This window comes from Bartonella krasnovii (genome assembly GCF_003606345.3).
GTDB classification, from domain to species: Bacteria; Pseudomonadota; Alphaproteobacteria; order Rhizobiales; family Rhizobiaceae; genus Bartonella; species Bartonella krasnovii.
Map to the genome: position 1 here is coordinate 561,602 of NZ_CP031844.2, position 21,729 is coordinate 583,330.

At 37.3% G+C, this 21,729-nt stretch carries 19 protein-coding genes; 18 read left to right on the forward strand and 1 reads right to left on the reverse strand.

Annotated elements, in window-relative coordinates; genetic code table 11:
* Positions 1-21: 21 nt before the first annotated feature.
* From yajC to D1092_RS02270, 3 genes are all read left to right on the forward strand, one after another.
* Complete coding sequence (gene yajC, locus D1092_RS02260; protein ID WP_120122003.1) at positions 22-483, forward strand: preprotein translocase subunit YajC; 462 nt, start codon at positions 22-24, stop codon at positions 481-483.
* 444 nt (positions 484-927) lie between these two features.
* A complete protein-coding gene (locus D1092_RS02265; RefSeq protein WP_120122004.1) occupies positions 928-1,314 on the forward strand; it encodes an Mth938-like domain-containing protein in 387 nt (128 codons plus the stop codon).
* Positions 1,315-2,101: 787 nt separating this feature from the next.
* Positions 2,102-2,962, forward strand: a complete 861-nt coding sequence (locus tag D1092_RS02270) for a phytoene/squalene synthase family protein (RefSeq protein WP_120122005.1) — start codon at positions 2,102-2,104, stop codon at positions 2,960-2,962.
* Positions 2,963-4,106: 1,144 nt separating this feature from the next.
* Here the strand turns inward: D1092_RS02270 and D1092_RS02275 are convergent.
* Complete coding sequence (locus D1092_RS02275; protein WP_120122007.1) at positions 4,107-5,996, reverse strand: peptidyl-prolyl cis-trans isomerase; 1,890 nt, start codon at positions 5,994-5,996, stop codon at positions 4,107-4,109.
* Between the two features lie 155 nt (positions 5,997-6,151).
* Between D1092_RS02275 and tpiA the strand changes: the two genes are divergently transcribed.
* The 15 genes from tpiA (at position 6,152) to D1092_RS02350 (ending at position 21,091) form a co-directional block, all read left to right on the forward strand.
* Positions 6,152-6,916 (forward strand): triose-phosphate isomerase, encoded by a 765-nt coding sequence (tpiA, locus tag D1092_RS02280; protein ID WP_120122008.1) that lies wholly within the window; start codon positions 6,152-6,154, stop codon positions 6,914-6,916.
* 83 nt (positions 6,917-6,999) lie between these two features.
* On the forward strand, positions 7,000-7,452 hold the full coding sequence (secG, locus tag D1092_RS02285) for a preprotein translocase subunit SecG (protein WP_120122009.1): 453 nt from the start codon (positions 7,000-7,002) through the stop codon (positions 7,450-7,452).
* A 138-nt stretch (positions 7,453-7,590) separates the two neighbouring features.
* A complete protein-coding gene (locus tag D1092_RS02290; protein ID WP_120122010.1) occupies positions 7,591-9,219 on the forward strand; it encodes a CTP synthase in 1,629 nt (542 codons plus the stop codon).
* A gap of 36 nt (positions 9,220-9,255) precedes the next feature.
* On the forward strand, positions 9,256-10,092 hold the full coding sequence (gene kdsA / locus D1092_RS02295; RefSeq protein WP_120122011.1) for a 3-deoxy-8-phosphooctulonate synthase: 837 nt from the start codon (positions 9,256-9,258) through the stop codon (positions 10,090-10,092).
* A gap of 67 nt (positions 10,093-10,159) precedes the next feature.
* Complete coding sequence (gene eno, locus D1092_RS02300) at positions 10,160-11,428, forward strand: phosphopyruvate hydratase (RefSeq protein ID WP_120122012.1); 1,269 nt, start codon at positions 10,160-10,162, stop codon at positions 11,426-11,428.
* 114 nt (positions 11,429-11,542) lie between these two features.
* Positions 11,543-11,950, forward strand: coding sequence for a TM2 domain-containing protein (locus D1092_RS02305; RefSeq protein ID WP_120122013.1), 408 nt, complete (start codon positions 11,543-11,545; stop codon positions 11,948-11,950).
* 390 nt (positions 11,951-12,340) lie between these two features.
* Complete coding sequence (locus tag D1092_RS02310) at positions 12,341-12,793, forward strand: TM2 domain-containing protein (protein WP_120122014.1); 453 nt, start codon at positions 12,341-12,343, stop codon at positions 12,791-12,793.
* 371 nt (positions 12,794-13,164) lie between these two features.
* Positions 13,165-13,617: a TM2 domain-containing protein gene (locus D1092_RS02315; RefSeq protein WP_120122015.1), complete on the forward strand. Its 453-nt coding sequence runs from the start codon at positions 13,165-13,167 to the stop codon at positions 13,615-13,617.
* Between the two features lie 181 nt (positions 13,618-13,798).
* Positions 13,799-14,110 (forward strand): FtsB family cell division protein, encoded by a 312-nt coding sequence (locus tag D1092_RS02320; protein WP_120122016.1) that lies wholly within the window; start codon positions 13,799-13,801, stop codon positions 14,108-14,110.
* Between the two features lie 135 nt (positions 14,111-14,245).
* Positions 14,246-15,286: a pyruvate dehydrogenase (acetyl-transferring) E1 component subunit alpha gene (pdhA, locus tag D1092_RS02325; RefSeq protein WP_120122017.1), complete on the forward strand. Its 1,041-nt coding sequence runs from the start codon at positions 14,246-14,248 to the stop codon at positions 15,284-15,286.
* Between the two features lie 16 nt (positions 15,287-15,302).
* The gene (locus tag D1092_RS02330) at positions 15,303-16,667 is read left to right on the forward strand and encodes a pyruvate dehydrogenase complex E1 component subunit beta (protein WP_120122018.1); all 1,365 of its coding nucleotides are present in this window, start codon (positions 15,303-15,305) and stop codon (positions 16,665-16,667) included.
* A 14-nt stretch (positions 16,668-16,681) separates the two neighbouring features.
* On the forward strand, positions 16,682-18,025 hold the full coding sequence (locus tag D1092_RS02335) for a pyruvate dehydrogenase complex dihydrolipoamide acetyltransferase (RefSeq protein ID WP_120122019.1): 1,344 nt from the start codon (positions 16,682-16,684) through the stop codon (positions 18,023-18,025).
* A gap of 110 nt (positions 18,026-18,135) precedes the next feature.
* The gene (lpdA, locus tag D1092_RS02340; RefSeq protein WP_120122759.1) at positions 18,136-19,596 is read left to right on the forward strand and encodes a dihydrolipoyl dehydrogenase; all 1,461 of its coding nucleotides are present in this window, start codon (positions 18,136-18,138) and stop codon (positions 19,594-19,596) included.
* Positions 19,597-19,664: 68 nt separating this feature from the next.
* A complete protein-coding gene (gene lipA, locus D1092_RS02345) occupies positions 19,665-20,627 on the forward strand; it encodes a lipoyl synthase (RefSeq protein ID WP_120122020.1) in 963 nt (320 codons plus the stop codon).
* A gap of 2 nt (positions 20,628-20,629) precedes the next feature.
* Positions 20,630-21,091 carry a type II toxin-antitoxin system RatA family toxin gene (locus tag D1092_RS02350; protein WP_120122021.1) on the forward strand — a complete coding sequence of 154 codons (462 nt, stop codon included), beginning with the start codon at positions 20,630-20,632 and terminating at the stop codon, positions 21,089-21,091.
* The last annotated feature ends 638 nt before the right edge of the window (positions 21,092-21,729 follow it).

Here is a 21,729-nt window from a genome sequence, read left to right on the forward strand (position 1 = left end):
GTTTAACTATAGGAGATAAAAATGTTTATTACAAACGCTTATGCTCAAGTTGCAGGCGATGTTTCCGGTGGAATTTCATTTGTTAACGCTATCCCATTCATTTTAATTTTTGCAATTATGTATTTTTTTATTATTCGTCCACAGCGCGCTCAAATGAAAAAACGGCAGGAAATGCTTAATGCAGTGCGTCGTGGTGATACAGTTATAACGGGTGGTGGTATTATCGGCAAGGTTACGAAGGTTCATGACGAGAGTGGTGAATTAGAGGTTGAAATTGGTGATAATATGAATATTCGTGTTATTCGTTCAACATTAGCGGATGTACGTGTTAAAGGTGAGCCGATTGCAGAAAAAAAATCAAAACTTAATGCTAAAACGAAAACACCACAAAAGTCTAAGTCTAAAAAGACTGTGAAAGAAAATGTGAATATCTCTGAAGAGGAAAAAGCAATATCAAAAGAAAATAAGGAAAATGCATCTTAAAGTGTAAGTGCAATTTACACCATTTTTGAAAGCATTTTTATAAAAAATGTTAAAATATAAAGGAGGAATGTTTTTTTATAGTCACGACAGAAAGTAATATCTTTGTTTTGAGTAGACTATTAAAATGGTTGCTTTATTTATGGAATATTATGGAAAATCTTCCTGCCTTTTAAACAATGTCCTTATTTTTATAAAGAGAAGTTTTTCACTTTTATGTCAACTAAGCTAAGAAAAATTTTTTAACAGATAGATAGCATTTAATCGTGATTTATTGTTAACTTTTCAATATATTTTTGTGTAGCCCAAACAAGGTGTTATAGTAAAAAGCTCTACCTCAATATTCTGATAGGCTACGGTTAACATATCATTGTTTTATATTCCCGTTGATTTTTATGGTAAGAAGTAAAAGACAAGTGAATTTTTAAAAATAAAAGGTGCTTATTCATGTCCGATGCAATTCAAATTCGTGAAGCACATTTTCCAAGTCGTGCGCCTATTGATGCTTATGGAAATGGTGGATTTCGTTTTGCTGATATGTCTCATAGAGGTTCTATTATTTGTATCCCATCAGGAATTTATGGCATTGATATGCTAGGGCCTGTTCCCACTCAACGGGATCTATCTCGTATTTTAGAAGAAGCAAACGATATTGAGGTTTTATTAATAGGGACTGGAACAGAATTATTACGATTGCCTGAAGAGTTACAGGTCCTTTTATGGGAAAAGCGTATTTCATCAGATACAATGAGTACAGGAGCAGCAGTGCGTACATTTAATGTTTTATTGGCTGAAGATCGCGCTGTTGCGGCATTATTATTTGCGGTAGAATAAAGCATTGTTTAATAAAATAGATATCCTTATCTAGCATAAAAGACGTGTGTGATTATTTTGTTGTGTCTCAAAATACCATCGTTTAAGGCGGTAATATAAAAATAAAGTATTATACATAACTTAATATATTTAGAGCCTAGCGTATCACATAAGTGATAAGCCTCGGACATTTGAGGTTATTCATAAGAAGCATTTTTATTCCTTTTTAATTTTACCTACATACCCGCTTTACGTATAAGATGAAAGGAAATAGGCACAAAATGAGAGAATCATATGATATTAGGGGATCTGATTTAACAGATAAAACGATAAGTTATTATTATAAATTAATTCGTTACGAGAGGCAGGAAACCGTCAAAAGCAATTGGATTTTTGACAGATCAGTGAGAATAGGAATCTTTGTTCTTTTAAGTTGTGGGAAGAGTCCAAGCATTTGATGAAGTTTTGGGTGATCAGTGTGTTGTCATCTATTCAGTCAAAAAGTATTTTTCTTTGTCTGTTCCTAAGTTTCATGACACATGTTACGGTTAATTTTATCTGTTTTTACGACAAATAAACGCTTAAATCCTATAAGATACATTTTTATTAAAAAAATAGTTTATTTCATTTTGAATTTTTTTTGAAAAGAAAAGTCAGTAAAAAAGAAACTTTCATTCATCAGACATGAAGAGATACATTTAAAAATCTTATTTTTACAAACTGTATTTTCTTATCTCTCATTTTTAAATATGAATAAAAAGAGAATATTAATTGAATGGCTAAAAAGGGGCGTTAATAGGTTCATAGAATGATAGGTTCTCTTCCTTATTGTCTTGATATTTTACGTACCATAGATCGTGATCGATATATATCGGTTTTATTTTCACCTAAAAAAAAGCGAAAAGCATTGGCTGCTCTTTACGCATTTAATGCTGAGATTTCTCGTATTCGCGAAAGTGTTCATGATCCACTCATCGGCGAAATACGATTACGCTGGTGGTATGATTCTATTGAGCATGAGGAAATGCAAACGAGCGCAAGTAATCCGATTTTAAGTGATTTATTAACAGCAATGACTCTTTTTAATTTACCTAAGACAGCTTTTTTACGGTATTGTGATGCACAAATTTTAGATCTTTACCACAACCCATTAGAAACGCTTCATGATCTTGAGCATTATTGTGGTGAAACAGCAAGTATAATTTTACAACTTTCTTGTCAGATATTAGATCCTGATGCCGAACAAAATTTTACAGATACCTATAAACATGGGGGAATTGCTCAAGGATTAAGCGGTGTACTGCGCCTTTTATCTTTTATGCAATCACGCTATCACTACTATTTACCTACTGATATGCTGCAGGCTATAGGAATGAATAGGAAGGATTTGGATTCTCATCGTCTCAGTGATCAACAAAAGGGCCGTATTGTTGAAGCTATGGTAGCATTATCACGTGATCATTATACCAAGTTTTATGCATCTTTTCATACCTTACCTAGAGCTCTTAAGCCAGCCTTTCTTCCATTGGTCATTATACCGGATTCTCTCCAAAAGGCTTTACAGTTGGGAGCTGCAACTTTTCAAGAAAGTGCAACTTTGTCATTAATACATCGCTATTGGCTGATAACAAGAGCAGCACTAAGCGGTCATTTTCCAAAGATATTGTAAAAGAATATGATGAGATTAGAGTTAGATTGATTTTTTTCATGTTGAAGATAAAAAGAGACATTAAAATTCAAAACCATTTCTTTGTTATCGAAGACATTGATATAGTTCTTTCTATCAACGCAAAAGAATAAGCAATTTTAAGACCTTGAAAATGCAGTGTACTGGATGGCTGAGAGACAAGCTGGCATCATTGTTATATCGGTGTTCATCTCCCAATATTGCGATAACCTCTGGAGTTCTTCATAAAAGGTATGTCATTTCTTTAATGTTTATCCAAACGCTAATTCCGCTTATAACGTGTAAGTGAGAAATTTTGATTGATTCAACATGGAACAAGTTTGGAATAAAAGAAGTTTATAGTATTTAGGATTTTTATTTAATATAATAACACTATATTATCATTGTAAATCAATGTGTTATAAAATAAAGAAAGACATAAGATAAAGCTAATACATTGATACATTTGATGAAGAATTTTGATATTGAGTACTCTAAATGTATTGCTCGTGTCTTATTTGCAAATGAAATATAATTTCTATTTTATTATGAGGGAAATTGCTTTGGCAGCCTATTAAGGCTATAGAAGAGCGCTCATTTTTGAGAAATTAAAGTTATGAATCCATAATTGATGATTGCTATAATATATAAAGATATCAATTTATCATGAGAGTTTATTTTTTCTATATTGAATGAGAGCGTTGAATAAATAAAGATTTTCTCGTTTTTAATTACGTTTATAATGAATTTTAAAATAGTTTTTTCATATCATAAGTTGGGTGTGTCAACGAAAATCATTTAAGGAAGAAGCAATACGTACCTTATGAACTGAATGTTAAGAGTGGCGATATGACAAGCTTTAAATGTAATGACAAGAGGGATGATATTTATAGCGGAATTGGCAACACACCTTTACTCGTTTTTAGATGGATAATATTGCTTACCACGTTAAAAAAAAACAGACTTCGCATTATCCCTCATCTGTTTTCTTGCAAATCTATATACACACTGATTTGCGAGAGAGTTAATGATAATGCCGATCTTAAGCGAGAATCAAACAAAAGACCGGCCTTATCTTTTCAACGATAGACGAAGTGCTAATGGAAATTCTATCAAATAAGTTTTTTAAAAATTATATATATCCTTTTTATTGGAGAGCGTTAAAGATCTGATTATAATTTTTGCTATTAATTTCCAAAGGATGTTCTTTATTGGCAATTTGTAACATTTCTAGCTTGAGATCTTCTCTTATCATCATATCTATATTGGCCCGAACTTCGGATGGAAGAGTATGAGGCGTGATGTCTTTAGGCATCGTTACAGACTTTATTTGATAAACGATACGGTTTGTTACAACCGGACCTTTTATGATGCCATAATGACCTTTGGGACCAGAAAATAATGTTTTAATTCCTTCAACACCAAGGATTTCAGAGGGATCTTGACGCCGGAGAAGGGGCGTTGTTTGTTTTGTAACACCAAGTGTTTGAGCAAGGGCAACAAGACTTTTTCCTTCCATAAGCTGTTTGAGAGCACTTTGGGCTTTTTCATCAAGAAGGCGTTGGATCTCCTCATTTTTCCATTGAGAAAGAACATCTATCTTAGCTTCTTCTAATGTTTTATCGCGGGCAGGAATAATTTTATCGACCTTATACCAGAGATATCCACCATTTTGAAAAGAGAGAGGGTCAAGATCGACGCCTTCATTTGATTGATAGATGGCATTTAGTAAAGTATCTTTTTGAGGCAAATCCGTGAGGATTGTACCTTCAAGCGTTTTGCCTGTTTTATCAAGGGTAATTGTGCGCAGAGTTAACTTGTACTGGTCCGCAAGCTCTTTAAAAGAAGCGCCTTCAAAACGAGCATTTTCAATGGCCACATAATTGTTACGGATCTCATTAGCTGCACGATTTTTTGCAAGAGTTTGGCGAATATTTTCTTCTACACTTTCAAAAGGAAGTGCGCTTGCAGGTTCAATATGTGTGACGCGAACGAGAATAGGACCCTGTAAATCATTTATTACAGGACTGATTTGTCCTTGTGGAAGTTCAAAAATTTCCGATGCAAGATGATTAGGAAGTTCATTTTCTGCAAGAGGCCCTTTTTTTATGTCATTAAGAGTCTTTTTTTCAGCTTTTACCAGTTCATCAAAACTCAATCCATCGGCTATTTTTTTTGCTGCCTTATCGGCTTCTTCGCGTGTGGGGAATCGCAGTTCTTCGAATATACGCTTTTCAGGCGTTACAAAATGTGACTCATTTTGGGTATAATAGGCTTTTGCTTCATCTATTGAGATATCATTGGGTTTTATGAAATCATTAAGTTGCATTGATAGTAAAGAGACAGTCCGGTATTCCGGAGTGCGAAATTCACTTTGATGGGTTTCAAACCATTTTTGTAGTGTTTCGTGATCAGGATCAGCAATCATTTGCTTTTCTTTGAGATCAATAACGAGATAATCAGCGCTCCGCATTTCTCCTTGATAAAGAGCAAGTGCTTTATAAAAGAGATTTGGTGCTTTTATATCAGAAAGCAAAGCTGCAATAAGTTGGTTACGCTTTTCTTGTTTGGTATAATAATTAAGAAAAGCACTTTCACTGATACGTAAATGCTGAAGATAGTTATAAAATAAATCTTTATCAAATGTACCATTTACCTGGAACATCTTATCAGAACTAATCGTATGAGCGATTGTATCTTTCGAAAGATTTATTTTCATTTTACGGACTTGTTCATCAAGCAGTACATTTTGTTGCAATTGATTAAACACAAAAGCAGGAATTTGGTATTGCTGCATTTCATTTGGTGTAAACATTCGTCCAAGATGAGCTGCCTGTGCTAAACGTGCGCTTTGATCAGCAAGTGCAAGACGATAATCATCGATCGTTATGATGGACTTTCCAGAAGTAATAAGATCTCTTTCGCTTCTTGTGTGTAACTGTGGTATCCCCCATAAAAGAATGAAGCATAAGAGTAAAATAGCAAGGAAAACTCTGGAAATCCAAGAATTTGTAGCACTTCTTATGACGTCAAGCATTGTTCAATCCCATTTTTAACAATAAATTATTACCAAAGTAGTAATTGAATTTGCAATAAAGAGACGAAAGATGCAAGCTTTTAAAGACTTGCTTTCGTTTTATAATTTGATACTACAGATAAACAAAGTGTTATAAGAGCTCTTGAGGTAAAAATATGTCTCCAAATATTCGGCCTTTTCTTGCTGGAAATTGGAAAATGAATGGAACGGGTGAAGCGCTTGGAGAGCTGCGTGCTATTGCTACAGGCATGAGCTCTGATCTCAGTCATCTATTTGAAGCGCTCATTTGTGTTCCAGCAACGCTTTTATCGCGTGCTTATGATACGCTGGATGGTGAAAATCTCCTTTTAGGAGGACAAGATTGTCACTTTGATGATCATGGTCCTTATACGGGGGATATTTCAGCTTTTATGCTTAAAGAATCCGGAGCAAGTCATGTTATTCTTGGACATTCGGAACGTCGTACAGTATATCAGGAAAATGATGCAATTGTCTGTGCTAAAGTGCAAGCAGCGTGGCGCGCAGGTCTTGTGGCGCTTGTGTGCATTGGTGAAACATTGGAGGAGCGTGATAATAATAAAGTGTTGGATGTTCTTTCGCAGCAGCTTGAAGGATCTTTACCAGATGATGCAACAGCAGAGAATGCCATTATCGCTTATGAACCTGTTTGGGCGATAGGTACTGGCAATACAGCAACTTCAGAAGATATTGCAAAAGTGCACCATTTCATTCGTAATAAGATGCGCTCTCGTTTTGGTGATGAAGGTAATAAGATACGTTTGCTTTATGGTGGATCTGTAAAGCCATCCAATGCCTTTGAGCTTTTAAGCATTCCTCATGTTAATGGAGCTTTGATCGGTGGAGCCAGTTTAAAAGCGATTGATTTTTTAACGATTTGTGATGTTTGTCGTAAATTATAGAAGAGAAATTTGAGTTCCCCCTTGGATTGTGTGTTATTTATGTGTAAAGAGCTTATAAAAGAGTTATTTAAAGAGCAGGGTTTATGCAAACAGTACTTATTGTTATTCATTTATTGATTGTAATTACTTTGGTTGGTGTGATCTTAATCCAACCTTCAGAAGGCGGTGGGCTCGGTGTGAGTAATAGCTCAGGGTTGATGAAAACCCGTGGATCTCGAAATCCTTTAACACGGTTGACAGCTATTTTAGCCTGTTGTTTTTTTGTTGTGTCTATTGGACTTACTGTTGTGGGAAGTATATCAAATTCGAGTTCTGACATTTTAAAGCGTATACCGGTTAATTCAGAGCAGAGCTCTACCAATAAAGGCTCAGAATCAATTCCATCATCAGATAGTAAGTCTTCCCCTTCTATTCTTGAACAGCTAGGAGGGACTTCGGATTCTCCGAAGGAACAAAAATCGCTTAAAAATCCTGAAGCGGAAACCCCAGTTCCACCGGTTCTTGAAAATACAATTCCGGATAACAGTACAAAATAGTTTTTAAAGAAAATATAGATTTTAAAAAAGGTGTTTTTTTCACCTTTTTTATTTTTTATTTTATTTTAGAAGAAAAACTGTTTCTTTTTGCATTTTTTGCTGGAAAAATCATTATAAATTGCTTATCACCATAAGCCCATGGCACGTTATGTTTTTATTACTGGTGGTGTGGTTTCTTCCCTTGGAAAAGGCATCGCAGCGGCGGCGTTGGCAGCGTTATTACAGGCTCGTGGCTATCGTGTGCGCCTTCGCAAACTTGATCCCTATTTAAATGTTGATCCGGGGACGATGTCGCCTTATCAACATGGTGAGGTATTTGTGACTGATGATGGTGCGGAAACGGATCTTGATCTTGGCCATTATGAGCGCTTTACGGGGCGTTCTGCAAATAGCCAAGATAATATTACAACAGGGCGTATTTATCGCAATATCATTGAACGAGAACGGCGTGGTGATTATTTGGGGGCAACAGTTCAAGTTATTCCTCATGTTACGGATGAAATTAAGCGATTTATTACGAGCGGAAATGAAGAATTTGATTTTGTTTTATGTGAAATAGGTGGAACAGTTGGTGATATTGAAGCCATGCCTTTTCTCGAAGCGATTCGTCAGCTTGGTAATGAACTTTCCCGACAAAATGTTGTTTATGTCCACCTTACATTAATGCCTTATATTCCTTCAGCAGGTGAGTTAAAAACGAAACCAACACAACATTCTGTCAAAGAATTACAATCAATTGGTATTTCTCCTGATATTTTACTTGTACGAGCAGATCGGTCTATTCCGGAAACAGAGCGGTGCAAATTATCACTTTTTTGCAATGTTCGTGCCAAAGCGGTCATTCAGGCATTAGATATGCCAACAATTTATGATGTTCCCATGGCCTATCATAAAGAAGGTTTAGATTCTGAAGTTCTTTGTGCTTTTGGAATTGATTCGGCACCTCCTCCTCAGATGGATCAGTGGGAAGATATTACGCATCGCATTCACCACCCCGAAGGAGAAGTTACGATTGCTGTTGTTGGAAAATATACGGGGTTAAAGGATGCTTATAAATCTCTTATCGAAGCGATTGCGCATGGTGGTTTAGCGAATAAAGTAAAAGTTAATATTGAGTGGATTGATTCGCAAGTTCTTGAAAAAGAAGATTCCGTTTTAGCTTTACAAAAAGCGCATGGAATTTTGGTTCCTGGGGCTTTTGGGGCTCGAGGGGCAGAAGGAAAAATTCGAGCAATTCGATTCGCACGAGAGCGTAAAATTCCATTTTTAGGGATTTGTTTTGGAATGCAATTGGCCTGTATAGAAGCTGCACGCAATATTGCACAGATTGAGAATGCTTCATCGAGTGAGTTTTGCGAAACAGAAAATCCAATTGTAGGTTTAATGACAGAATGGCTCAGAGGCGATGTTCTTGAAAAACGGACAAGAAATGGTGATCTCGGTGGATCCATGCGTCTTGGGGCTTTTACTGCTGAATTAAAAGAAGAAAGTCATATTGCCCAAATTTATGGAATGACAAAGATTGTTGAACGGCATCGTCATCGTTATGAAGTTAATATTGATTATAAAGATAAGTTAGAGCAGTGCGGTTTGATTTTTTCTGGCATGTCTCCCGATGGTATTTTGCCGGAAACGATAGAATATGTAGATCATCCATGGTTCATCGGTGTTCAATATCATCCAGAATTAAAATCACGTCCTTTTGATCCACATCCGCTTTTTTCTTCTTTTATTGAGGCAGCTGTAGAACAAAGTCGATTGGTTTAAGGGATAAATTTGGTTACTTTGCTTTTGAGGGATAAAATGACAAAACCAAATGCGCGTGTAAAAGTTGGAAATGTTATTTTTTCAAATGAAATGCCCCTTTCATTAATTGCAGGGCCGTGTCAGATGGAAAGTCGTGATCATGCTTTTGAAATAGCTGGTCGTATTAAAACAATTGCCGATCAGCTTGGTATCGGGTTTGTTTATAAATCAAGTTACGATAAAGCCAACCGAACTTCTTTGAATGCAGCACGTGGCATTGGTCTTGAAAAAGCAATGGCTATTTTTTCTGATTTAAAAAAAGAGTTTGATTGTCCCATATTGACTGATGTGCATACCGAAGAGCAATGTAGCATTGTTTCTTCTACGGTTGATATTTTACAAATACCTGCTTTTTTATGTCGTCAAACAGATCTTTTAGTCGCAGCCGCAAAAACAGGATGTGTTATTAATATCAAAAAGGGGCAGTTTTTAGCGCCGTGGGATATGGAGAATGTTTTAAAAAAGGTTGTTTACAGTGGTAATCCAAATGTTATGCTTTGTGAGCGCGGCACATCATTTGGCTATAATCGACTTATTTCGGATATGCGTTCGTTGCCTATTTTACGTTCATTTGGAGCTCCTGTTATTTTTGATGCAACACATTCTGTTCAAGAACCTGGAGGGCAGGGGGCTTCATCTGGAGGACAGCGTCAATTTGTTGAAATATTAGCGCGTGCGGCTGTTTCTGTTGGGGTTGCCGGTATTTTTTTAGAAACACATCAAGATCCAGATCATGCCCCTTCTGATGGACCCAATATGGTTAAAATTGATAATTTACAAAGATTACTTGAGACTCTAATGGAATTTGATCATTTGTCAAAGAAGTTGAATTAAGAAGAAATATTTCATGAATTAGGACATTAGAAATGAATCGCGACTTTTATTGGATAAGGAAACATAGATGACAATCATTGTTGATATCATTGGACGTGAAGTTCTTGATAGCCGTGGTAATCCGACGGTAGAAGTTGACGTTCATTTGGAAAATGGCGCTTTTGGTCGCGCGTTGGTTCCCTCAGGAGCTTCAACGGGGGCACATGAGGCTATAGAGCTTCGTGATGGTGGTCCGCGTTATCAAGGGAAAGGTGTTGAAAAAGCAGTTGCTGCAGTTAATGGCGAAATTCTTGAAGAACTTGGTGGGAGGGATGCAAGAGACCAAATTGCTATTGATCAAGCAATGATTGCTTTGGATGGAACGCCAAACAAAGCCCGTCTTGGTGCCAATGCACTTCTTGGTGTTTCATTGGCTGTTGCAAAAGCCGCTGCGGACTCATTAAATTTACCCTTGTATCGTTATATTGGTGGACCACAAGCGCATATTCTTCCAACACCTATGATGAATATTATTAATGGTGGGGTTCATGCTGATAACTTAATTGATTTTCAAGAGTTTATGATTATTCCGGTAGGAGCCCCTAGCGTGAAAGAAGCTATCCGTTATGGTGCTGAAATTTTCCATGCGTTGAAAAAGCGTTTAAAAGATGCGGGATATAATACCAATGTTGGTGATGAAGGTGGTTTTGCACCTCAATTTAAAAGTGCAGACCAAGCAATTGATTTTATTATAGAATCCATAATAACATGTGGCTATAAACCAGGTGAGCAAATTGCCATTGGTTTAGACTGTGCTTCCACTGAATTTTATAAAAATGGTTCATATTTTTATAAAGGTGAGGAAAAATGTCGTGACATCCAAGAACAGGTAGATTACTTGGCGCACCTTGTGAAAAGTTATCCTATTGTTACCATTGAAGATGGAATGGCAGAGGATGATTGGGAAGGTTGGAAGCTTCTTACTGACACAATTGGAAAAAAATGTCAGCTTGTTGGCGATGATTTATTTGTAACAAATTCAGCACGTTTGCATGATGGTATTAAAATGGGGGTAGGCAATTCTATTCTCATAAAAGTTAATCAAATTGGGACATTGAGTGAAACACTTGATGCTGTAGAAGTCGCACATAAAGCAGGTTATCGTGCCATTATATCTCATCGCTCAGGCGAAACGGAGGATTCTTTCATAGCAGATCTTGCGGTTGCAACGAATTGTGGACAAATTAAAACAGGTTCTCTTGCTCGTTCGGATAGATTAGCAAAATACAATCAACTTATTCGTATTGAAGAAATGCTAGGGGTCCAAGCACGTTATGCTGGTGATGTATATCGTTGATTGTTGTGAGCACAAAATATGAAAGTATAAGATCATTTAGATTATGAAGTTAAGATGTCTTATCAAAGACATAGAGCAATCATTTTATAGTCATTTAAATTTATAGGGATTAAGATGAGAGGTACAATTATTAGTCAAGATCAAGGAACATATCTCGTTTCGGGTGATGATGGTAAGCGTTATCAGTTTGCGACTTGGGATTGGTTGGGAAAGAAACCCCCGAGGATTGGTGATACTGTTGACTTTGTCTGCGAAGGAGGTGTCGTTAGTTCTGTTTTTCCATTGTTGAGATCAGGTACAGAAAACTCAAAAATAATGTTTGCACTCCTTTGTTGGTGTGCAGGTATTTTTGGTGTCCATCGCTTTATGGTGGGGAGAGTTCGGACGGGTGCTTTAATGCTCGTTCTATCTTTATCGGTTGCTGGATTGGTGATCACTGGTATTTGGGCAATTGTTGATTTCATACTCATTCTTGCTGGAAAATTTACGGATAAAAATGGGAATCAGATTACAGATCTGTAAATTTTTATAATTTATAATAAGAAGTAGATGATTTAGTTTGCTTTTTATTTTGACCAATATATTAAGTTCATCATGCCAAATTATTGTACTCTATTTCTTTAGTGTGAGATTTTAAGAAAAATATGCACAGTCAAGTAAAAGTATTGAAAAAGACTGTGCTATTTTATATGAGTAAAAAAACGACGTAAATCAACTAAGGTATGTTTTGTATTGCTGCTTATAGCAGCTGAAAACATTAGACCATTGGGGGGGATCTAAGCTATTTTAATTTCACGTTTATCACGGCTGCTACAAATTTTATTTACGCCGTTAAGTTAATCAGCATATTATCAAATTAGAAATAATCTCTTTATGAATAACACATAGAGAGCAGCTTTATAGGTGTTAAAGATGAAAGGTATGATTATTGGTCAAGATCAAGGGATGTATCTTGTTTCGGGAGATGATGGCAAACGTTATCAATTTTCGTGTGAAGATTGGTTAGGAAAAAAAGCACCAAAGGTAGGAGACACTGTTGATTTTGTGTGTGAAGGAGAGAGCATTAAGTCTGTTCTCCCTTTTGGGGATCGAACAACAATAGAACAATCGCGATTAGCTTTAGCTCTTGTTTGTTGGTTTTTTGGATGGTTGGGCATTCACCGCTTTATGGCCGGTAAAATTGCAACAGGTATAGTAATGCTTGTCTTAAGTATACTAGGTATAATAATTGGATTTTTTACTCTGGGGATCGGATTTGTTTTTTTTATTGTTTTTATAACTATGCCTTGGTCATTTATTGATTTTATAGTTATTTTATCTGGGTATTTTAGGGATGTAAATGGCAATAAAATTACAAAGTGGTAGCAATCATATAAAATTATACACAAACAAACATTTTATTTATTCTTATTAAGGTATTAATTTAATAATGTGAATTATTTAAGTATGTGTATATAATGTTAAATATTAAATAAAATTATAAATATTTAAATAAAACTATTGAAAAAGACTGTACTATTTCATATGAAAAAAAGTAAAAGTGCAAATCGAACAGCGTGCTTTGTATTGCCACTTATAATTGGCGGGAATTTTAAGTTGTTGGGGGATTTTAAGCTTTTTAAATTGTCATATATCACGGTGAGTGCAGATTGTACTCATGCGGTGAGGTTTATCTAACATATGATCATATTAGAAGAAAAACTTCTTTATGAATAACAATTTTATAGGTGGTGAAGATGAAAGGTAAGATTATTAGTCAGGATCAGGGAACATATTTCATTTCAGGAGCTGATGGTAAGCGCTATCAGTTTGCGAATTGGGATTGGTCAGGAAAAAAGCCGCCGAAGGTTGGTGATATGGTTGATTTTGTCTGTGAAGGGGATACCGTTAAATCTATTTTCCCTATCTCGACTGAAGGTCAGTCACAACAATCAAAAGTGACGTTAGCAGTCGTTTGCTTTTTTTTGGGTGGATTGGGGATTCATCGTTTTATGGTTGGTAAAATTGTAACAGGCATTATAATGCTTCTTATAACTATAATAAGTGTAATAAGTATAATAAGTGTAATATTTATGCCGGTAGGGCTTATAGGGATTTTTTTGATAATTACACCTTGGGTATTGATTGATTTTATAGTCATTTTAACAGGAAATTTTAAGGACAAAGATGGGCATAAAATCACAAGTTAGTGAATATCCGATTTATAATATGGAAAGTGAGGTATTCAGCTTACTTTGATTATCAAGGGGGGGATAAATTGGTAATAACAAATTTTTTGCGTGTGTAGATTGAGTAATGAGGTGTTAATCAAAATCGTGCATAGTTAGGCAGAATATGAAGAAACTTGTGCTGTAGAGACTGTGCTATTTTATGTGGACAAAGCAGAAACGTCGATCAATCAAAGTGCGTTTTGTACTACCGCTTATGACGGTGGGTGTTTTAAGCTATTTCAGTTACCATATTTATCATGGTGAGTATGGGCTATATTCACGCAGTGAAGTTAATCAGCAGATTAGTGAATTAGAAAAGGAGCTTCATAAAATAGAAGCTGAGCGGGAGTTCATTGAAAAGCGTATTTCTCTTTTACGTAATGGACATATTGAAAAGGATATGTTGGATGAATATGTCCGAAAGAATTTAAATTTTTCTAAGCCAAATGAATTGACAGTCTTAATGCCTTAAAATGATACCAAAGGTAAATGGAAAATCGCTTAATTTAAACGACAATCCGCAATGATATTGTTTAAGCTGATTGATAAGGCTTGTAACTTTTGTTCGTAAAGGTTATTCCTAAATAATCATAAAAGGGAGTTTAATATGGCAGAACGACTTAAAAAAAATTCTGCGTTGGTGGCGCGCACTGCATTATCAAGCACCACAAAGAAAGCATCAATAGCAGATTTTACAAAAGAGGAAGAAATTGATGCCTATCGTGAAATGCTTTTAATTCGCCGTTTTGAAGAAAAAGCAGGACAACTTTATGGTATGGGGCTTATTGGGGGATTTTGTCATCTTTATATTGGACAGGAAGCTGTTGTTATCGGAACATTAAAGGCAACAAAAGAAGGTGATCAAGTTATTACGTCTTACCGTGACCATGGTCATATGTTAGCTGTTGGGATGAGCCCGCGGGGCGTCATGGCAGAATTAACGGGACGCCAAGGGGGATTTTCCAAAGGCAAAGGTGGCTCGATGCATATGTTCTCTAAAGAAAAGAATTTTTATGGGGGCCATGGTATTGTTGGTGCGCAGGTTCCCATAGGTTCAGGCTTGGCATTTTCGAATCAATATCTTGGTAAAGATAATGTGACATTGGTTTATTTTGGTGATGGCGCTGCAAATCAGGGGCAGGTTTACGAAAGTTTTAATATGGCTTCACTTTGGAAGCTGCCCGTAGTTTATATTATTGAAAACAATCAGTATGCTATGGGAACATCCGTTTCACGTGCATCTGCAGAAACTGATTTTTCTCGCCGCGGTCTTTCTTTTGAAATTCCAGGCATTGTTGTTGACGGTATGGATGTTCGCTCCGTAAAAGGAGCTGCTGATGAAGCAATTTCTTGGGCTCGTTCAGGGAAAGGTCCGATCATTCTCGATATGCAGACCTATCGCTATCGTGGTCATTCCATGTCTGATCCAGCAAAATATCGCTCTAAAGAAGAAGTCCAAAAAATAAAAGAGGAACACGATCCGATTGATCAAGTAAAAAGTCGGATTCTTAAACAAAATTGGGCGAGCGAAGATGCTTTAAAATCGATTGAGAAAGAAGTCCGTGCAATTGTTGCTGACGCAGCAGATTTTGCACAAAGTGATCAAGAGCCAGATGCTTCTGAGCTCTATACTGATATTTTAGTTTGATGCGAGGGAAGCAAGTATGTCTATTGATATTTTGATGCCGGCGCTTTCGCCAACGATGGAAGAAGGTAAACTGTCTAAATGGCTCAAGAAAGAAGGTGATAAGGTTAGCTCTGGCGATGTTATTGCTGAAATTGAAACGGATAAGGCGACAATGGAAGTAGAGGCTGTTGATGAAGGTACTCTTGGTAAAATTTTTGTGCCTGAAGGCTCTGAAGGCGTAAAGGTTAACAGTGTTATTGCAGTTTTGTTAGAAGAAGGTGAGCGTGCTGAAGATATTTCACACCCTACCAATACAGCGCAAAAACCTGAAGTGTCCTCTCCTTCTCTTCCTTCATCAGTTCCCCAGTCTCTTGCTTTTGCTCCACCTCCTGATTTTGATATTCCAGCGGGAACAGAAATGGTGACAATGACAGTTCGTGAAGCGCTTAATCAGGCTTTGGCTGAAGAAATGCGGCGTGATGAAAAGGTTTTTCTCATGGGGGAAGAAGTTGCGCAATATCAAGGAGCCTATAAGGTTAGTCAAGGTTTGTTGGAAGAATTCGGGGAACGGCGCGTTATTGATACCCCAATTACAGAACATGGTTTTGCTGGACTGGCTGTTGGTGCAGCATTTGGAGGGTTACGTCCTGTTGTCGAGTTTATGACATTTAATTTTGCTATGCAGGCAATGGATCAAATTATTAACTCAGCAGCAAAGACGCGTTATATGTCTGGTGGACAAATGACAGCTCCTATGGTTTTCCGTGGTCCCAATGGCGCGGCTGCTCGTGTTGGGGCTCAACATTCTCAATGCTATGCTGCTTGGTATGGTCATATTCCAGGTTTGAAAGTTGTTATGCCTTATAGTGCTGCAGATGCAAAAGGTTTGCTAAAAGCGGCTATTCGTGATGATAATCCTGTTATTTTTCTTGAAAATGAAATTTTGTATGGGCATCAATTTGAGGTACCTCAACTCGATGATTTTATTTTGCCTATTGGTCGGGCACGACTTCATAAGTCTGGACAAGATGTGACGATTGTTGCCTGTGGGATTGGTATGCATTATGCTGTTCAAGCATTACCAGAAATTGAAAAACTTGGTATTGATGTTGAGTTAATTGATTTACGAACCATTCGTCCGATGGATCTTCCGACAATTCTTTCTTCCGTTAAAAAGACGGGCCGTTTGGTAACAATTGAAGAGGGTTTTCCTCAGTCATCTGTAGGAACTGAAATAGCAACGCGTGTTATGCAACAGGCTTTTGATTATCTTGATGCGCCAATTGCGACGATTTCTGGCAAAGATGTTCCGATGCCTTATGCTGCTAATCTTGAGAAGTTGGCTTTGCCTGATACTGCTGAAATTATTGAGGCCGTTAAGGCTGTGACGTACAGAGCATAACGGAGGAAAGCACAATGCCTATTAAAATTACAATGCCAGCGCTTTCCCCTACGATGGAAGAGGGAAATTTAACAAAATGGAATATTAAGGAGGGTGATAAGGTTTCCTCTGGGGATGTTATTGCTGAAATTGAGACGGATAAAGCGACGATGGAAGTCGAGGCCGTTGATGAGGGGACAGTTGCCAAAATTGTTGTTCCTGCCGGAACACAAGGCGTTAAAGTGAATTCTTTGATTGTTGTTTTAGCAGAAGAAGGTGAAGATTTAACTGAAGCTGCAAAAGTTGCAGAAAAGACTTCTTCTTCTATAAGACAAGAACCAAAGGGCGAAAAACAGGTAGATTCTTTGAAGCAGATGGACTCAAAGGGGACAAAGATGTCTCATGAATCATCCGCTCAGAAATTAATACAGCAAAATAAAGAGGGAACTCGTCTTTTTGCCTCTCCCTTAGCGCGGCGATTAGCTTCTCAGGCAGGTCTTGACTTATCCCTTATTTCTGGAAGTGGTCCTCGTGGACGTATTATCAAGCGCGATGTGGAAAAAGCTATGAGCGGTGATATCTCTCAAGCTTCTTATTCGTCATCAATCAGCAAGTTGGCTGCAGCAGGTATGTCTGATAAACAGATATTACAACTCTTTAAAGAGGGTGAATATACATTCACAGCTCATAATAATATGCGTAAAACAATCGCTAAACGTTTGGTTGAATCAAAGCAGACAGTGCCGCATTTTTATGTAACGGTAGATTGTGAACTCGATGCATTATTGGAACTACGCGCGCAATTGAATGCTGCTGCACCCATGGTTGAGACGCAAGATGGCGCAAATCCCGCTTATAAGCTATCTGTTAATGATATGGTTATTAAAGCTGTAGCATTTTCTTTGAAAGCCGTTCCTGATGCGAATGTTTCTTGGCTTGAAGGAGGCATACTTCATCATAAGCACTGTGATGTTGGGGTTGCTGTTTCTGTTCCAGATGGATTAATTACCCCCATTATTCGCCATGCAGAGGAAAAGTCTTTATCGGTTATTTCTAATGAGATGAAAGATTATGCAAAGCGTGCACGTGAGCGCAAATTAAAAATGGAAGAATATCAGGGGGGAACAACAGCTGTATCGAATATGGGAATGTATGGCGTGAAAAGTTTTTCTGCTATTCTTAATCCGCCGCATGCGACGATTTTTGCGGTTGGTGCAGGTGAGCAACGTGCTGTTGTTAAAAATGGTGCATTAGGAATTGCGAGCATCATGTCTGTTACACTTTCCGTTGATCATCGTGCTGTTGATGGTGCACTGGCAGCAGAGCTTGCACGGACTTTTAAGAAGATGATTGAAAATCCATTAGCAATGCTCATTTGAGCTATCTTAAGTGCTTTACGTAAACTGTTTGTGTGCGTGGTATATGAATATGGTAAAAGCGGATTTAAAGAGTGTATATCCGTTTTGTGTATATCCATGGAGGGATTACTGTGGCGAATCTTTATGATATAATTGTAATTGGATCGGGACCTGGCGGATATGTAACCGCAATTCGTGCGGCACAATGTGGCTTTAAGACTGCAATTGTTGAACGTGAACATCTCGGTGGGATTTGCTTAAATTGGGGATGTATTCCAACAAAGGCCCTTTTGCGTTCAGCAGAAATAAAACATTTTTCTGAAAATGCAAAAAATTATGGTTTAAAGATAAACGGTTCAATTGAAGCCAATATCAAAGATGTTGTAGCACGTTCGCGTGCGGTTTCTGCGCGTTTAAATGCGGGTGTTGGTTTTTTGATGAAAAAAAACAAAATTGATATCATTTGGGGTGAAGCAAAACTAACGAAGGCCGCAAAGGCAAGCCAGCTTGCGGAAATTGTGGTTTCTTCATCCTCCAAACCGGTTATACAACCGCAAAATCCAATCCCTAAAGGGACATTAGGGAAGGGGACTTATCAAGCAAAACACGTCATTATTGCAACGGGTGCACGTCCTCGTATCCTTCCTGGTATTGAGCCAGATGGAAAGCTCATTTGGACTTATTTTGAAGCGATGATTCCCCCTACCATGCCAAAATCACTTTTGGTCATGGGGTCTGGAGCAATTGGCATTGAGTTTGCTTCCTTTTATCATGATATGGGAGCAGAGGTTACTGTTGTTGAAATGATGCCTCATATTATGCCGGCTGAAGATATTGAAATCTCCACATTCGCGCGTAAACAATTAGAGAAAAAAGGTATTCGTATTCTAAGCCAAGCAAAAGTAATAAAGGTTGAAAAAGCTACCGATTCTCTTACTGCGTATATTGATGTAAAAGGTAAAACAGAAGCGATTACAGCGGATCGATTGATTTCCGCTGTTGGAGTTCAGGGTAATATTGAAAATCTTGGATTGGAAGCATTAGGTATAAAAACGGATCGTGGGTGCATTGTAACCGATGAATGGAGTTGGACAGGTATAGAGGGTATCTATGCTATCGGTGATGTCGCTGGTCCACCTATGTTGGCGCATAAAGCAGAAGAAGAAGGTGTGATATGCGTTGAACGTCTCGCAGGGTTGAAGAATGTTCATCCGCTTGATAAGAAAAAAATTCCAGGCTGTACATATTGCACACCGCAAGTTGCATCTGTTGGTCTTTCTGAGAAAGCCGCAAAAGAAGCAGGGTATGATATACGTATTGGTCGTTATTCTTTTTCCGCAAATGGCAAGGCGATTGCTTTGGGTGAAGATCAGGGGTTAGTAAAAACGATTTTTGATAAAAAAACAGGACAGCTTCTTGGCGCCCATATGGTAGGAGCTGAGGTAACAGAACTGATACAGGGGTTTGTTATTGCCATGAATCTTGAAACAACAGAGGAAGAATTGATGCATACTGTATTTCCCCATCCGACCTTATCGGAAATGATGAAAGAAAGTGTATTGGATGCTTATGGTCAAGTTTTAAACGCTTGATGATTGGGTTTGTGTGAAAGATCTTAAATTTTTTATTTCTCGTTCGTATTTATAAGGCAAAGGCTTAAATGGTTACGGTTGTTGATAGAGTTACGAATAGACGTTTACGTCATCCTGAAAAGGCTCATCGTCCGGATACAAGCGTTCAGAAAAAGCCAGATTGGATCCGTGTAAAAGCGCCGACATCACCAATTTATAAGGAAACGCATGGTATTGTACGTACCCATAAATTAGTAACCGTATGTGAAGAAGCAGGTTGTCCAAATATTGGTGAATGTTGGAGCAGGCGGCATGCCAGCTTTATGATTTTGGGTGAAATATGTACGCGGGCATGTGCGTTTTGCAACGTTGCAACAGGTATCCCACTTGCTGTGGATGAGGATGAGCCAGAACGTGTAGCAGATGCTGTTGCGCGAATGGAATTAAAACATGTCGTTATTACATCGGTTGATCGTGATGATCTTGCGGATGGTGGTGCTGAGCATTTTGCGAAAGTTATTTACGCTATTCGTCGAAAGACTCCAAAGACAACAATTGAAGTTCTCACACCTGACTTTCGTCATAAGGATGGGGCTTTAGAAGTTGTTGTTGCTGCTAAACCTGATGTTTTTAATCATAATTTAGAAACGGTTCCTTCTAAATATTTAAAGGTTCGTCCAGGAGCACGTTATTTTCATTCGATTCGTCTCTTACAACGCGTGAAAGAACTTGATCCGACAATCTTTACAAAATCAGGAATTATGGTTGGACTCGGAGAAGAACGAAACGAAATTCTTCAATTGATGGATGATTTGCGCTCTGCAGATGTTGATTTTATGACAATTGGGCAATATTTGCAGCCTACACGAAAACATCATCCGGTTATACGTTTTGTGCCTCCTGAAGAATTTGAGTCTTTTGCCAAAATTGGTAAAGTGAAGGGTTTTTTACATATGGCTTCCAATCCTCTGACGCGCTCATCTCATCACGCAGGCGATGATTTTGCAATTTTGCAAAAGGCACGTGATGAGAAATTTGCTTTACAGAGATAATTATGCCAACTTTTACAACACATCGGCGGATTGCTCACAGTGCTCGTGAAATGTTTGAACTTGTGTCAGATATTGAACGTTATCCTGAGTTTTTACCCATGTGTGAGGCTTTAATAATACGTTCTCGCAAAGAATGTGACGAAAAGACATTGCTTCTTGCAGATATGACTGTCGGCTATAAGGTTATTCGAGAAACGTTTACAACCCAAGTTTTTCTTCAGCCAAAGAAAAGTTTGATAGAGGTTAATTATATTGATGGTCCATTTAAATATCTTGAAAATCGTTGGGTTTTTCATAATATTGAAAATACCAATGCATGTAATGTAGAGTTTTTTATTGATTATGAATTTAAAAGTAAAATACTCGGACGCGTGATGGGCTCCATGTTTGATATTGCATTTCGTAAATTTACCGATGCTTTTGAAAAGCGTGCCTATCAGATTTATGGTTCTGCGATAACATGATCTATTCCGTTATTTTTTGACAATACCCATTGCTGCTTATGAAGGTGTAAAGATGAAAATCGATGTCCATTTTTATGATTTTTTTCTTTTTTAGCGCTACATCTTTTAAACAGAGAATCACAATATTATTAGACAAGGTATTGATTTATAATGATAGTTTAGTGCTATTTATATTGAATTAAACTTCTTAATACTATAGGCTGCACTCATTTCAAACCTGTTTTATATTGAAGCAATCAAAACCACTCACTTGCACGTTACAAAGAAGGAAGTCGTGTGGATAAAAACTATTAAAGACAAAAACACTTATGCCTTTTATGAATCGTTTCAAGTGCTAAGGACTGTTATAATATTGGAAGCTGGAAAAGTGTGTGATGGTGTCGGCTTGCGTTACATATTCATGGGCTTTGCTTTAAAAAAATATCTTTTAGCGCAAGCTATACCTATTTCATGACAGGGATCATAAATAGTATAAAGCCTCTATAAAAATGTATAAAATCTATCATGCACCGCAATTTATAGTTATGAAAAAGTAAGCTTGCACTGTTAATTGATTATCCCTTAGCTGTTGAACATCTCTTGGCACTTCAGGGAGGTATAAATATTTATTTTTTTAATAATTTTTTATCTGCATGGTT

Bases quoted from the DNA above. Each gene is read 5' to 3' on its own strand.
- D1092_RS02350 (WP_120122021.1), top strand. From the start codon at position 20,630: ATGCCAACTTTTACAACACATCGGCGGATTGCTCACAGTGCTCGTGAA.
- D1092_RS02290 (WP_120122010.1), top strand. From the start codon at position 7,591: ATGGCACGTTATGTTTTTATTACTGGTGGTGTGGTTTCTTCCCTTGGA.
- yajC (WP_120122003.1), top strand. From the start codon at position 22: ATGTTTATTACAAACGCTTATGCTCAAGTTGCAGGCGATGTTTCCGGT.
- D1092_RS02275 (WP_120122007.1), bottom strand. From the start codon at position 5,996: ATGCTTGACGTCATAAGAAGTGCTACAAATTCTTGGATTTCCAGAGTT.
- D1092_RS02330 (WP_120122018.1), top strand. From the start codon at position 15,303: ATGTCTATTGATATTTTGATGCCGGCGCTTTCGCCAACGATGGAAGAA.
- D1092_RS02305 (WP_120122013.1), top strand. From the start codon at position 11,543: ATGAGAGGTACAATTATTAGTCAAGATCAAGGAACATATCTCGTTTCG.
- eno (WP_120122012.1), top strand. From the start codon at position 10,160: ATGACAATCATTGTTGATATCATTGGACGTGAAGTTCTTGATAGCCGT.
- D1092_RS02270 (WP_120122005.1), top strand. From the start codon at position 2,102: ATGATAGGTTCTCTTCCTTATTGTCTTGATATTTTACGTACCATAGAT.
- tpiA (WP_120122008.1), top strand. From the start codon at position 6,152: ATGTCTCCAAATATTCGGCCTTTTCTTGCTGGAAATTGGAAAATGAAT.
- pdhA (WP_120122017.1), top strand. From the start codon at position 14,246: ATGGCAGAACGACTTAAAAAAAATTCTGCGTTGGTGGCGCGCACTGCA.
- D1092_RS02335 (WP_120122019.1), top strand. From the start codon at position 16,682: ATGCCTATTAAAATTACAATGCCAGCGCTTTCCCCTACGATGGAAGAG.
- secG (WP_120122009.1), top strand. From the start codon at position 7,000: ATGCAAACAGTACTTATTGTTATTCATTTATTGATTGTAATTACTTTG.
- D1092_RS02265 (WP_120122004.1), top strand. From the start codon at position 928: ATGTCCGATGCAATTCAAATTCGTGAAGCACATTTTCCAAGTCGTGCG.
- D1092_RS02310 (WP_120122014.1), top strand. From the start codon at position 12,341: ATGAAAGGTATGATTATTGGTCAAGATCAAGGGATGTATCTTGTTTCG.
- D1092_RS02320 (WP_120122016.1), top strand. From the start codon at position 13,799: ATGTGGACAAAGCAGAAACGTCGATCAATCAAAGTGCGTTTTGTACTA.
- lipA (WP_120122020.1), top strand. From the start codon at position 19,665: ATGGTTACGGTTGTTGATAGAGTTACGAATAGACGTTTACGTCATCCT.
- kdsA (WP_120122011.1), top strand. From the start codon at position 9,256: ATGACAAAACCAAATGCGCGTGTAAAAGTTGGAAATGTTATTTTTTCA.
- D1092_RS02315 (WP_120122015.1), top strand. From the start codon at position 13,165: ATGAAAGGTAAGATTATTAGTCAGGATCAGGGAACATATTTCATTTCA.